This is a genomic window from Methylobacterium aquaticum, from assembly GCF_016804325.1.
Taxonomy (GTDB): Bacteria; Pseudomonadota; Alphaproteobacteria; order Rhizobiales; family Beijerinckiaceae; genus Methylobacterium; species Methylobacterium aquaticum_C.
Window position 1 is genome coordinate 963,410 of record NZ_CP043627.1, and the last position, 12,918, is coordinate 976,327.

At 72.2% G+C, this 12,918-nt stretch carries 12 protein-coding genes; 6 read left to right on the plus strand and 6 right to left on the minus strand.

Annotated elements, in window-relative coordinates:
- The first annotated feature begins 60 nt into the window (after positions 1 to 60).
- The 4 genes from F1D61_RS04265 to F1D61_RS04280 all read left to right on the plus strand — a co-directional run bounded on the left by F1D61_RS04265 (position 61) and on the right by F1D61_RS04280 (position 4,231).
- Positions 61 to 954, plus strand: a complete 894-nt coding sequence (locus F1D61_RS04265; protein WP_203156649.1) for a hypothetical protein — start codon at positions 61 to 63, stop codon at positions 952 to 954.
- A 460-nt stretch (positions 955 to 1,414) separates the two neighbouring features.
- On the plus strand, positions 1,415 to 2,761 hold the full coding sequence (locus F1D61_RS04270; RefSeq protein ID WP_203156650.1) for a dicarboxylate/amino acid:cation symporter: 1,347 nt from the start codon (positions 1,415 to 1,417) through the stop codon (positions 2,759 to 2,761).
- A gap of 5 nt (positions 2,762 to 2,766) precedes the next feature.
- Positions 2,767 to 3,690 (plus strand): ROK family protein, encoded by a 924-nt coding sequence (locus F1D61_RS04275; RefSeq protein WP_203156651.1) that lies wholly within the window; start codon positions 2,767 to 2,769, stop codon positions 3,688 to 3,690.
- A 52-nt stretch (positions 3,691 to 3,742) separates the two neighbouring features.
- Positions 3,743 to 4,231 (plus strand): Lrp/AsnC family transcriptional regulator, encoded by a 489-nt coding sequence (locus F1D61_RS04280; RefSeq protein WP_048462430.1) that lies wholly within the window; start codon positions 3,743 to 3,745, stop codon positions 4,229 to 4,231.
- A gap of 309 nt (positions 4,232 to 4,540) precedes the next feature.
- Here the strand turns inward: F1D61_RS04280 and lysA are convergent, their stop codons facing one another.
- Both lysA and lptM read right to left on the minus strand, forming a co-directional pair.
- Positions 4,541 to 5,821 (minus strand): diaminopimelate decarboxylase, encoded by a 1,281-nt coding sequence (gene lysA, locus F1D61_RS04285; protein WP_203156652.1) that lies wholly within the window; start codon positions 5,819 to 5,821, stop codon positions 4,541 to 4,543.
- Positions 5,822 to 6,136: 315 nt separating this feature from the next.
- Positions 6,137 to 6,487, minus strand: coding sequence for an LPS translocon maturation chaperone LptM (lptM, locus tag F1D61_RS04290; RefSeq protein WP_246775706.1), 351 nt, complete (start codon positions 6,485 to 6,487; stop codon positions 6,137 to 6,139).
- Positions 6,488 to 6,824: 337 nt separating this feature from the next.
- Here lptM and F1D61_RS04295 point away from each other — a divergent pair, with 337 nt between their 5' ends.
- Complete coding sequence (locus tag F1D61_RS04295; RefSeq protein WP_203156653.1) at positions 6,825 to 8,933, plus strand: hybrid sensor histidine kinase/response regulator; 2,109 nt, start codon at positions 6,825 to 6,827, stop codon at positions 8,931 to 8,933.
- 19 nt (positions 8,934 to 8,952) lie between these two features.
- Here the strand turns inward: F1D61_RS04295 and F1D61_RS04300 are convergent, their stop codons facing one another.
- The 3 genes from F1D61_RS04300 to F1D61_RS04310 all read right to left on the minus strand — a co-directional run bounded on the left by F1D61_RS04300 (position 8,953) and on the right by F1D61_RS04310 (position 11,126).
- The gene (locus tag F1D61_RS04300; RefSeq protein WP_203156654.1) at positions 8,953 to 9,198 is read right to left on the minus strand and encodes a 3',5'-cyclic-nucleotide phosphodiesterase; all 246 of its coding nucleotides are present in this window, start codon (positions 9,196 to 9,198) and stop codon (positions 8,953 to 8,955) included.
- A 367-nt stretch (positions 9,199 to 9,565) separates the two neighbouring features.
- Complete coding sequence (locus tag F1D61_RS04305; protein WP_246775708.1) at positions 9,566 to 10,387, minus strand: hypothetical protein; 822 nt, start codon at positions 10,385 to 10,387, stop codon at positions 9,566 to 9,568.
- A gap of 205 nt (positions 10,388 to 10,592) precedes the next feature.
- Positions 10,593 to 11,126, minus strand: coding sequence for a DUF1134 domain-containing protein (locus F1D61_RS04310; protein ID WP_203158923.1), 534 nt, complete (start codon positions 11,124 to 11,126; stop codon positions 10,593 to 10,595).
- Between the two features lie 247 nt (positions 11,127 to 11,373).
- Between F1D61_RS04310 and F1D61_RS04315 the strand changes: the two genes are divergently transcribed.
- The gene (locus F1D61_RS04315; RefSeq protein ID WP_246775710.1) at positions 11,374 to 11,862 is read left to right on the plus strand and encodes a YHS domain-containing (seleno)protein; all 489 of its coding nucleotides are present in this window, start codon (positions 11,374 to 11,376) and stop codon (positions 11,860 to 11,862) included.
- Positions 11,863 to 11,868: 6 nt separating this feature from the next.
- Here the strand turns inward: F1D61_RS04315 and F1D61_RS04320 are convergent, their stop codons facing one another.
- Entirely contained in the window at positions 11,869 to 12,753 is an 885-nt protein-coding gene (locus tag F1D61_RS04320) for a 3'(2'),5'-bisphosphate nucleotidase CysQ family protein (RefSeq protein ID WP_203156656.1), read from the minus strand.
- Positions 12,754 to 12,918 lie beyond the last annotated feature (165 nt).

Consider the following 12,918-nt stretch of genomic DNA (forward strand, 5'->3'; position numbering starts at 1 on the left):
GATACGCGAGAATCGACGCCGATCGCGGCCGGGTGCCGCGACCCCCGTGGAGTTGAGCGTATGACCCTCGTACGACGTTTCCAGGTTGCGCCGGCGCTGGTCCGCCTGATCCGCAAGGAGCGCGGCTCCTCCCGCATCACCGAAGGTTACTTCCCGCCCCAATCCGGCCGGACCTCGTTCGTGCGCGTCGACGGTGGCCAGTGCCATCTCGTGCTGGTGACCTCCGACAACGGCACGACGAGCGAGGAGCGCACCGAGGTGCCGCGCGCCCATGGCGACGCGCTCCTCGACGTCTGCGCCGGCCGCGCCGCCTACGATCGCACCCAGGTGGCCCTCGGCAACGGCCGCGACGCCCTGATCGACCGCTACGTCGCCCCCGGCAACGTCGACGTCGTCTCGGTGGTGTTCGACAATCCCGACGAGGCGAACGGTTTCCCGGCCCCGCCGTGGTTCGGCCCCGAGGTCACGGCGGATGCCGCCTACGAGGGCCGCAGCATCGCGCTCCAGGGCGTGCCGCAGCCCGGCGAGATCGGCCTGTCCAACGCCGCCCTCGACGCCGTGCTCGACCTGATCGAGCCGCGCTACGGCTTCGGCCGCTACGCCGCGCCGAGCCGCAACGGCGACGAGGGCGGGGTGGTCAACGCGCTCCGCCGCATCGCCACGCCGCCTGCGCCCGAGCCGGCGCCGCCCCCGCCGCCCGAGCCCGAGCCCGAGCCGGTCCACGAGGCGCCGCCCCCGCCGCCCCAGGCCGAGGCCGCGCAAGAGGCGCACCAGCCGCCGCCCCCGCCGCCGGCTCCCGAGCCGCATGCGGATGCCCGCATCGACGACGTGATCGAGAGCCTGTCCCAGGCGCTCGGCGCCGCGGTGCCGGGCGGGGATGCCGCCCGCGACGACGGCACACCGGCCTTCGAGCGCTGGACCGTGCGCCCGCGCCGGACCCAGCCGACGCCCTGAGGGCGGCCTCCGTCCGACGAGTCATCCCGATGCCGACCCATCCCGGGTTCCGCCCCAGCCGGAGCCCGGGATTTTTCGTGTCCGGCGCGCACCGCCGGTCGCGACGAATCGGCGTTGCACGGTTGAATGGCACCCCGTAATCCATCAGACGCTTGACGCGGCCGCGCTCACGCGGCACGCCGCGTTCCGACCGGACCGCGCCCGGTCTTCGGCCGGGTGTCCGGCGGCGGTGTCCGAGGTGCGGCAACGATAGACGGCACCGGCCCTCCATGTCGCAAAGACAGCGGGGCCGTAAGCCGGGACGACCTCAGGGTTATCCCGGATTTTCGAATTGGATCGGGCGGGGCGGACTTCCTACACTGTTCGCGCCGCGACCTGTTCCACACCGACAGCCATGCGGCGAAGGCCGCGCCGCGACGGCCGATGTCGAGCCGGCCGGTCCCCTGGGGAGAGAACGAACATGCAGCACGCCACGCCGTCCGCGACGGCCCCGGGTTCGTCGCAGCCCTGGTACAAGGTCCTCTACATCCAGGTTCTGATCGCCATCGCCCTCGGCGTGCTGCTCGGCTACGTGGCGCCCGACACCGCCAAGGCGATGAAGTGGCTCGGCGACGCCTTCATCGCGCTGATCAAGATGATGATCGCGCCGATCATCTTCTGCACCATCGTGCACGGCATCGCGTCGATCGGCGACCTCAAGAAGGTCGGCCGCGTCGGCCTCAAGGCGCTCGTCTATTTCGAGGTCGTGTCCTCCCTCGCCCTGATCATCGGCGTCGTTGTCGGCGAGATCGTGCGGCCGGGTGCCGGCTTCGGCGCCACGGCCGAGCAGCTCGACGCCAAGGCGGTGGCCGGCTACGTCAGCAAGGCGCAGGCCGATTCCACGGTCGCCCACATCATGGCGATCATCCCCAAGAGCTATTTCGACGCCTTCGCGGGCGGCGACCTGCTCCAGATCCTGCTGATCTCGGTACTGACCGGCGTCGTCATCACGGGCTTGGGCGAGCGCGGCAAGCCGGCGATCCACGCCATCGAGGCGGCGGGCGAGATCTTCTTCCGCATCATCGGCATGATCGTGAAGCTCGCGCCGATCGGTGCCTTCGGTGCCATGGCCTACACGATCGGCCAGTACGGCATCGGCAAGCTCGGCAACCTCGCGGGCCTCGTCGCCACCTTCTACCTCACCAGCCTGCTCTTCGTGCTCGTGGTGCTCGGGGCGATCGCGCGCTTCTCCGGCTTCTCGATCCTCAAGTTCCTGGCCTACATCAAGGACGAGCTCCTGATCGTGCTCGGCACCTCGTCCTCCGAGACGGTGCTGCCGCACATGATGCAGAAGATGAAGCGGCTCGGCGCCTCGGATTCGGTCGTCGGCCTCGTCATCCCGACCGGCTACTCGTTCAACCTCGACGGCACCAACATCTACATGACGCTGGCGACCCTGTTCCTGGCCCAGGCCGTGGGGGCGGATCTCAGCTTCGGGCAATACGCTACCATCATCGGGGTCGCGATGCTGACCTCGAAGGGGGCGTCGGGCGTCACCGGCGCCGGCTTCATCACGCTCGCCGCCACGCTCGCGGCGATTCCCGGTAACCCGGTCCCGGTCGCCGCGATGGCGCTGATCCTCGGCATCGACAAGTTCATGTCGGAGTGCCGCGCGCTCACCAACCTCGTCGGCAACGGCGTCGCCTGCGTGGTGGTGAGCCGCTGGGAGGGCGAGCTCGATCCGGTCAAGCTGCGCGAGGTGATGGCCAATCCCCTCGCCATCGGCACCGAGATCGCCGACGAGAAGCCGGTCCCGGTCGCGCCCTGACGGCGATGGCGGTCCTTCGCATCGGCATCGATCTCGGCGGCACCAAGATCGCCGGGATCGCCCTCGACGAGGCCGGCCGGGTCCTGGCCGAGCGGCGCGTCGCGACGCCGCGGGGCGATTACGACGCCTCGCTCCGGGCCATCGCCGGCCTCGTCGGCTTCCTCGAAGCCGAGGCCGGCGGCACCGGCACCGTCGGGGTCGGCATCCCCGGCGCGCTGGTGCCGGAGACCGGCCTCGTCAAGAACGCCAACTCGACCTGGCTCAACGGCCAGCCGCTGGGCGAGGATCTCGAAAGAGTCCTCGCCCGCCCGGTGCGGCTGGAGAACGACGCCAATTGCCTGGCGGTGTCCGAGGCGGTCGACGGGGCCGGGCAGGGGGAAGGCGTCGTCTGGGCGGTGATCCTCGGCACCGGCGTCGGATCGGGCATCGCGCTGTCGGGCCGGGCCCTGTCCGGGCGCCGGCACATCGCCGGGGAATGGGGCCACAACCCGCTGCCGAGCCCTCGCGACGACGAGCGGCCGGGCCCCGCCTGCTATTGCGGCCGCCACGGCTGCCTCGAGACCTGGCTCTCCGGGCCGGGATTGGCTGCCGATCACGCCCGGCGCACCGACCGGACGATGACCGGCGAGGCGATCGTCACGGCGATGCGCGGGGGCGACGCGGCGGCGCAGGCGACTTTTTCGGCTTGGCTCGACCGGCTCGGGCGCGGCATCGCCGGTGTCGTCAACGTGCTCGACCCGGACGTGATCGTGCTCGGGGGCGGCCTCTCGACGATTTCCGAGATTTATGACGCCCTGCCGGAGCGGGTCGCGCCTCACATCTTCGGCGGAGGCTTCGACACGCCGATCCGGCAGAGCCGCCACGGCGACGCCTCGGGGGTGCGCGGGGCGGCATGGCTGTGGAACGACCGGGATGCGTCTGCCGCCTGAGACGTGCTAGGCGGTCGTTTCGACCGCCTTTCGCCCGTCGGGAGACAAGACCGTGCCGGCCAGACCCGTCGACCTCGATCCGGCCTCGATCCGCATCCTCGAACACCTGCAGCAGGACAGCGAGATCGGCATCGGCGACCTCGCCGAGGCGGTCGGCCTCTCGACCTCGCCGTGCTGGCGCCGGGTCGCCGACCTCAAGGCCCGGGGCATCATCCGGCGCTGCGTCGCGGTGGCCGACCCGCAGGCGCTCGGCCTCCACGTCAACGTCTTCGTCCACGTCTCGCTGGAGAAGCAGACCCAGGCCGCCCTCCAGGCCTTCTCCGACGCCATCCGGCACCGGCCGGAGGTGATGGAATGCTACCTGATGAGCGGCGAGGCCGATTACATGCTGCGCGTCGTGGTCGAGGACTTGGCCCAGTACCAGCGGCTGATCGTCGATCACCTCACCCGGATCCCCGGGGTGGCGAAGATCCGGTCGAGCTTCGCGCTCGATCAGGTGAAGTACACGACTGCGCTGCCGCTCGACCATCTGAAGGAGTAGGGGTTGCGGGCGGCCGGAGACGAGGCGGACCACTGTGCACGACAGGACCGTTCATGTGAGGCTCCGCCCCTTCCCACCCGCGACCTCATCCTGAGGTGCGAGTGAAACGAGCCTCGAAGGAGGGCTCCAGAAGCCTCTGCTATCCCTGGAAACCTCCTTCGAGGTCAGTCGATCTTCGATCGACTGACACCTCAGGATGAGGTTGCGCGTGGGAGAGCCCCATACCCAGCAGGCTTCAGGCAGCTGCCGAGTCCCGTGGAGGCGGACCACGCCCGGAGGCGCCATCCGCTCCGCAAAGATCAGAAGAGTTCAGCCCGCCGGCGCCGAGAGCCAGTCCGGCACCCGGTCGAGCCCGATCAGCTCCTCGTAGGAGAGCCGCGGCCGGATCACCGCGTGGTCGGAGCCGCGCACCAGAACCTCGGGCACCAGCGGCCGGGTGTTGTAGGTGCAGGCCTGCACGGCGCCGTAGGCGCCGGCCGACATCACGGCGATCAGGTCGCCGGGCTTCACCTCGGGCATCTCGCGGGCGAGCGCCAGGTAGTCGCCGCTCTCGCAGACCGGGCCGACCACGTCGGCGGTGAGGCGGGCCGCATCGGGCTTCGGCTCGGCGACGGGGCGGAGCGCGTGATAGGCCTCGTAGAGGGTCGGGCGGATCAGGTCGTTCATCGCCGCATCGACGATCACGAAGGTGCGGCCCTCGCCGTGCTTGACGTAGAGCACCCGGGTGACGAGCACCCCGGCATTGCCGGCGATCATCCGGCCGATCTCGAAGACGGGCTTGAGGCCGAGCGGCTTGAAATGCGGCCGCAGCACCGCCGCGAAGGCGGCCGGGTCCGGCGGGGGCGCGTTGTCGTCCCGGTAGGGGATGCCGAGCCCGCCGCCGAAATCGACGTGGTGGAGCCGGTGGCCCGCCGCCATCAGGTCGCGGGCAAGGTCGCAGAGCAGGGCGGCGGCGTTGTCGTAGGGCGCGAGATCGGTGATCTGGCTGCCGATATGCATGTCGACGCCGACCAGCGACAGGCCCGGCAGGCGGGCGGCCCGGTCGTAGACCTCGCGGGCGCGCGAGATCGGGATGCCGAACTTGTTCTCGGACTTGCCGGTCGAGATCTTGGCGTGGGTGCGGGCATCGACGTCCGGGTTGACCCGGATCGAGACCGGCGCCGTCGCGCCTCTGGCGGCGGCGACCCGCGACAGCTGCTCCAGTTCGGGCTCGCTCTCGACGTTGAAGCACAGGATGCCGGCGTCGAGCGCCGCCGCCATCTCGCCCTCGGTCTTGCCGACGCCCGAAAACACGATCCGCTCGCCCGGCACCCCGGCGGCGAGCGCCCGGCGCAACTCGCCCTCCGAGACGATGTCCATGCCGGCGCCCAGCCGCGCCAGGGTGGCGAGCACCGCCTGGTTCGAGTTCGCCTTCATGGCGTAGCAGACGAGCGCGTCGTCACCGGCGAACGCCTCGGCGAAGACCCGGTAATGCCGCTCCAGGGTGGCGGAGGCATAGCAGTAGAACGGGGTGCCGACCGCGCCCGCGAGCCGTGCCAGGTCGACATCCTCGGCGTGGAGCACGCCGTCGCGGTAGGTGAAATGGTGCATGGGAGTGACCGACGTCCGGGCGCTGCCGCGCCTGCTGCGAGCGCGTGAGACGCGCCCTCTACACGAAACCCGCCGGCCTTTGCACCCTAGCGGGCGCCTGGGAGCCTGTTCGATCCACTTTGGCACGCGATTCCACACGAGACCTCATCCTGAGGTATCAGTCGATTGAAAATCGACTGACCTCGAAGGAGGGTTCCAGGGATCGCGAGACATCTGGAGCCCTCCTTCGAGGCTCCTTTCAGTCGCACCTCAGGATGAGGCCGTGGGTCGGAGAGACAATTCTCGCAACTTTACTCTTCGCAGGTCGAACAGGGGCTACAGCAGCGGGTCGAGGGGGAAGGGGCCTTTGGGAATCACGTAGCCCTTGCGGCGGCGCGACGACGATTCGGTCGGGGCCGGGATCCCGGTCGGCGCCGCGACGGCGGCCGAGGGCAGCTCGTCCTCGGGATCGGGGGCGGAGGCGCCCGCCGAGAGCCCGACGCCGGACGGCAGGGTGTTGACCGCGGCCGCCCCGGTCTTCGGCCGGGTCGTGCCCGCACCGGCCCCCGCTTGCGGCGTCACGGCCGGCGCCGCCGCGGGCGGCGGCTCGAGCGGGCCGCGCCGGCCGCAGGCGGCGGCCGAGAGGGCGATCAGGCCGAGGAGGACGAGGGTACGGGGACGGAACACGGGCGGGATCCGGACAGCGATAAGAAGCGTGGCGGCGGCACCATAGCGGCCCGCATCCCGGGAGGCGAGCCCGGCACTCACAGCCTGCGGGGGACTGCCTGCGAAGGACGGTTGCGCGGCATTCGAGCGTGGCCGTTAAGGCGGCGTTGGAAGGAGCACCGGGAGAGTGCGGGGCTGGGTCCGGGCGTCCCGCCGATCCGCGAGCGACACAAAGCCACGCCGGAAGGCTCCCCATGGGACGATGGAACGGAGATCGTTTCGCTCGCCAATCCCTTCATCGACGGTTAAGCTTCTCGCCGATCCTCGCGTCGGCTCCCGTCGCGTTTGTGAGTGTCCCGTGAGCCTTTCGACGGTGCGGCTGCACCAGCTCCTCGTCGCCGCGGCTTTCCTGGTGCCGTGCGTCGTCCTGGTGGGCGCGGCGTGGTGGAACCGGGCCGAGGTACTGCGGGAAGAGGACAGCGCGGTGGTCCGCACCGCGGCGGTGATGCACGAGCACGCCTCGAAGGTGTTCGACACCGCCGAACTGGCGATGGACCGGGTCGACGACTACATCTTCGACCGCAGCTGGAGCCAGATCGCCGCGCCCGCCACCGGCGGGTTCCTGGCGAGCCTGAAGGCGCCGCTGGCCCAGGCCCGGGCGGTCTGGGTGGTCGACCCGCAGGGAAAGATCCAGGCCGCGAGCCGCGAGGCCGATCTCGGCCGCGACGTCGCCGGGCGCGACGTCTTCTCGGTCCACCGCCCGCGCGACATCGGGATCTTCGTCAGCCCCGCCATGCGCGAGGCCGACGGCACCACCGCCTTCATGGTCAGCCGGCGCCGCTCGACCGACGACGGCCGCTTCGACGGCGTGATCGTGGTCCTGCTCGGCACCGAGTATTTCGCCCGCTTCTATGCCGAGATCGCTGCGCCCACCGACCACCGGGCGATGCTGTTGCGCGCCGACGGCGCGGTCCTGGTGCGCGAGCCGCCGGGCCCCGAGGTCGACGAGCGGCTGGCGCCGGCCGATCCGCTGCTGCGGGCGATCCGGGCCCGGCCGCAGGGTGGCGCGGCCTCCGGCACCCCGGCCGGCGAGGCCGAGCGGCTCTATGCCTGGCGCCGCATCGGCGATTATCCGGTCGAGGTCGCCTTCTCGGTCGAGACCGCGATCGCGCTGGACCGCTGGTACGACAACCTGCGGGTCTACGGCCTCGTCGCCACCGTCTCGGCCCTGACCCTGGTGCTGATGGCCTGGCTGGCGCTCGCCAGGGCGCGGGCCGAGCAGCAGGCGCTCTCCGACCTCAAGCGCGAGCACGCCCAGCGGATCGCCGCCGAGAACCAGCTGCGCCAGGCCCAGAAGATGGAGGCGGTGGGCCAGCTCACCGGCGGCATCGCCCACGACTTCAACAACCTCCTGGCGGTCATCACCGGTTCCCTCGAACTGGTGCAGCGCCGCATCGCCCGGGGCGACACCGATGTCGGCCGCTTCATCGCCGGCGCCCTCGACGGCACCGACCGGGCGGCGAAGCTGACGCACCGGCTCCTCGCCTTCGCCCGCCAGCAGCCGCTCGAACCGCGCCCGACCGATCCGAACCGCCTCGTCGGCGGGATGATCGACCTCCTGCGCCGCACGCTGGGCGAGACCGTCCGGGTCGAGACCCGCCTGATGGCCGATCCCCCGGCGATCTTCGTCGACCAGAACCAGCTCGAGAACGCGATCCTGAATCTCGCGGTCAATGCCCGCGACGCGATGCCGGGCGGCGGCAAGCTGGCGCTGGAGACCGCGCACGGCACCCTCGACGACGGCACGAAGGCGGTGTCGGTCACGGTGCGGGATTCCGGCACCGGCATGCCGCCGGACGTGGTGGCCCGCGCCTTCGAGCCGTTCTTCACCACCAAGCCGCAGGGACGGGGGACGGGCCTGGGCCTGAGCCAGGTCTACGGCTTCGTCACCCAGTCGGGCGGGCGCGTGCGCATCGACAGCCAGCCCGGACAGGGCACCGCCATCGAGCTGACCCTGCCGGTGAGCGCCGACGGCGTGCCGGCCGAGACCGCCGGGCGCGGGAGCCTCGCCGGGCCCTTGCCCGGGCGGAGCCGGCAGACGGTGCTGGTGGTGGAGGACGATGCCGCGGTGCGGCTCGCCAGCGCCGAGACGATCGGCGAACTCGGCTACCGCACCGTAACGGCCACCGACGGGGCGGCGGCGCTCGCCGTCCTCGACAGCGAGCGCCACGTGGCGGTCCTGTTCACCGACGTGGTGATGCCGGGCATCGACGGACCGACGCTCGCGGCGGAAGCGCGGCGGCGGCGGCCCGACCTGCGGGTGATCTTCGCCACCGGCCATCCGGCGGATGACGGCCAGGACGGACCTCGCCCGGGCCCCGGCGAGACGGTCCTGCGCAAGCCCTTCACCATCGAGGCCCTGGCCGAGGCCCTGGAGGCCGCGAACCGGGCCGAGGCCTCGGCCTGAGCCGAGGCCTCCGATCGCCTTACTTGTGGGTCTGCTCGTAGTAGTCGATCGCCTTTTTGCAGTTGACCGAGATCTTCTTCATGTTCTTCTCGAAGCACCGATCGACCTCGGGGCTGTCCGGCGCCAGGTTGCCGCAGTAGGTCATGTAGTCGCCGGTGCAGTACTTCTTCAAATTGGGATCGTCCCGCTGGGCCAGGGCCGGCCCGGCGAGCACCATCAGGCTGCCGGCAGTCAGGAGAGCGAGCGACATCGGCCTGAGCATCATGTCTGTCGAAGCCTTGCAGAGCGTGGGAAGTGGCAGCGACATGGCCCTAAACCGGTCACCTGACAAGGGTCGCGACGCGATGCCGGATCTGCCGAGGCGCCGGCCGGGATCGGGCCGGACGCCTCATCGGGGCTGGAAAGCCCTGTAAAGACAAATACTTGGGTTGTGTTTCCGAGCGGTATCCGGATCCGCCGACGGCGGCCCCTCCGGTCCGGGCCGGCCGCGATGTGCCGCAGGGCACACCGCCTGCGGCTCCCGCCGGGGTCATCCCGCCGCGGCGGGCGTCGGCCGCGGCGCCGGTTGGCCGAGCTGCGACGCCGGCGGCATCCGCGGCTCCGGCCGGCCTTGTGCCTCCCCTGCGCCTGCATCAGGGCATCGGCGACCTCGGCGATCCGGCGCTCCAGGGCGGCGTTCTCCGCGGCGATGCGTTCGGGGGCGGGGGAGCGGCCTTGCTCGCCGCCGCTCGCAGCGCCGCTTCCAGAGCCTCCTGCAGCCGAGCGATCTCGGCCCGCGCGCCTTCGGCCTCCGCGGCGTGGCGGGTGACGAGGTCGGCCAGCGCGTCCTCGAGGGCCTGGATCTGCTCGCGGGCGGCGCTGGCGACGCTCTCGCCGGCCGCAGCCACCTGTCCGCGGGCCGCCCGGACCCGCTCCTCGGCGACGCCCCTCGCCGCCTCGGCCTCGGCCTGGCCGCTCCGGCGCGCCTCGACCTCGCCGCGCAGCGAGGTGAGTTCGGCCAGGGCCCGCTGATAGGGGCCTTCCAGCGCCCGCATCGCCTCCTCGGCGGCGGCGCGGGCGGTGCGGGCCTCGACGAGCTCGCCCTGACCTTGAGCGAGGCTGCCGCGCGCCTCGACGAGGTCGCGCTCGATCTCGGCGAGATGCGCGTCCCGGCGCTCGATCTCCTGGGTCAGCGTGCCGATGCGGACGGTGCGGCGGCCCATCTCCTCCATCTCGGCCCGGCGAGCGGCCATCGCCTCCTCGACCCGGCGCTCGAGCTGGCGCTCGCGCACCGCGAACTCGGCCCGCAGGTGGTCCTTCTCGGCGGTCAGCTCGACGATCGACATCGGGTAGAGCGCCTCCAGCCGGCGGCGCGTCAGGCGCTCGGCCCGGGCGTTGAGCGCCGGCAGGACCAGCAGGGCGCACAGGCTGGCGGCGAGGAACCCCAGCGCCGCGAACATCAGGGACTCGATCACCCGGGCGACACTCTCTCGGCGACCGGGCGGAACGCTCCGCACGGACGGTTGATACGATCGGCGCGCCCCGCCCATCCGGCGAAGGGCCGGGCACGGGTGGCGCGGCCGGACCCTGCCACGGGAACGCCGCAAGGGCCAGCTTGCAAGACCTGTCCGGGAGACCCGTCCGCGGGACCCGCCCGCAGGACCGGCGCGGCCGGTCCCGTCAGAACGGGTTCCAAGTCGGCGAATCGGTAAACTTCAGGTAGCCGACATTGATCCCGAAGCGCGCGCCGACCCCGGCGCGGATCGGCACCACCACGATGTTATCGGCGGTGACCGCCGACATGCCGAAGCCGCCGACCACGTAGGCCGAACCGTCCATGCCGACGAAGCGGCGGTAGAGCGCGTTCACCCGCGGCAGGTTGTAGACCAGCATCATCGTGCGGGCGCCGTCGCCGCCGACGTCGAAGCCGAGGGACGGGCCCTGCCAGAAGATCTTGCGCTGGCCGGCGTTGCGGGTGAACAGCGTGCCCTCGCCGAAGCGCACGCCGCCGATGATCGCCCCGGAGGCCTCCTGGCCGAGGATGTAGCCGTTGGGCTCGCCCCAGCGCCGCGTCGCCTCCTGGATCGTCAGGGCGAGGCCGCGGGACACCGACCCGAAGAACTGGTGGCCCGAATCGACGATCTCCCGTGGCTGGAACGTGCCGGGATCGCCTGGCCCGCGCCCCTGCGCCGCGGCGGGCAGCGCCGCCAGCATCGCGGGCGCGGCAAGGAGCACCGCGAGGGCGCGCCGGCGCGAGAGTCTTCCGGGGATCTGCCGAACCCGGGAGGTGGAGCCGGATGTCTGCCGGCCCGAGCGGGCGGAGGAGGCTGAGAGCATTCGTTAGGCATCCCGGCTTTAGATGGTCCTGTTCCGGTCCCGGCGAGCGGGAGCCGGCGCGGACAGGCGGCGGGATGCCACGAATGCTGCAAATATGGGTAAGATCCGGTTAACGCGGCGCGGCGTGCTGTCGCTTCTCCCCGCCTCGGTATTTCTCCCCGCAGGCGCGATCCTGCCCGCCGTCGCGATCCGGCCGGCCCGCGGCGAGATGCCGCTCGGCGTGCCAGGCCTCTACGCCGCCGACCACCTGACCGGGCTGGCGCTGCGCGGCTTCGATGCGGTCTCCTACCGGCTCGGGCCTGCGCCGCTGCCGGGTTCGGAGGCACATGAATTCACTTGGTCGGGGCTGGTCTGGCGCTTCGAGTCCGCGGCGAACCGCGCCGCCTTCGCACGCGCCCCGGACGCCTATGCCCCCCGCCTCGGCGGCTTCGATCCCGAGGGCGTGGCCGCCGGCCGCCTCGTCGAGGCCGATCCCCTGGTGGCGGCGATGAGCGACGACCGGCTCTACCTGTTCCGCGACGCCGAGCGCCGGTCGCGGGCCGATACCACGCTCGTCGACGCCGCCGAGGCGCGCTGGCCGCAGCTGCGGCCCGCCGCCGCGATCGGCGGCTGAGCCGGGTCAGCCGGCCCGCGTCGGGCTCGTCGCCGGCAGCACGGCGCGGGCGGCCCGGGACGGGTCGCCGAAGGCCGCGAACGGGCCGTTGCGGTACTGGCCGGGCCGGCGGCCATAGCCGAAGGGCCGGCCGTCGGGGCCGACGAGGCAGCCGCCGGCCTGGGTGAGGATGTGGTCGCCGGCGGCCGTGTCCCATTCCATGGTCGGGCCGCAGCGGACGTAGACGTCGCCCTCGCCGCAGGCGAGGAGCCCGAACTTGAGGGCCGACGACACCCCGCGCCGCCGCGCGACGGCCAAGCCCGCCAGGCAGGCCTCGTCCGCCGCCTCGCCGTGGCTCCGGCTGACGAGGGCCGTCATCCCCTCCGGCGGGGCCGGCCGCGCCGCGACCGGCCGGAAGGCGCCCGGGCCGCCCTCGACGATCGGCGCCTCGAGGGCGCGGGTGCCGGCGGCCCAGATCCGGCCGAGGGCGGGGGCGGCGAGCGCCGCCGCGACCGGCCGCTCGCCGGACACCAGCGCGATGTTGACCGTGTACTCGCCGGTGCCCTTCAGGAAATCCTTCGTGCCGTCGAGGGGGTCGACCAGGAAGAACAGGGCCGCCGGGGCCGCCTCGGCGGCGGTCTCCTCGGCGATCACCGGGATGCCGGGCCAGGCCTCGCCCAAGGCGGCGACGATCTGCGCCTCGGCGGCGAGGTCGGCCTGGCTCGTCGGCGAGCCGTCCGCCTTGAGGTGGTGACGGCAGCCGCCGAGCTCGTAGTGCCGCAGGATCACGCCGGCCGCCGCCGCGATCCCGGCGAGCCGCAGGGCGACGGCGTCGCACTCGGCGGGGCCGGGCGGCCGGTCGAGGGACAGGGCCGGCACGGGCGTGGTCGCGGATGGCGTGGCAGGTGTCATGCCACCGTCATGCCCCGCACCGGCGGGTTTGTCGATCGATCCTGCCGGATCGACCGTCCCGGATCGTTCCGGGAGGCGTGCGGGCGCGGGTTCGCCTTTTCAAACCGGCCGACGGCGGCTATCGGTGCCGGCAAACCGTGGCGGGAGCCGCCGCGACCTGACATC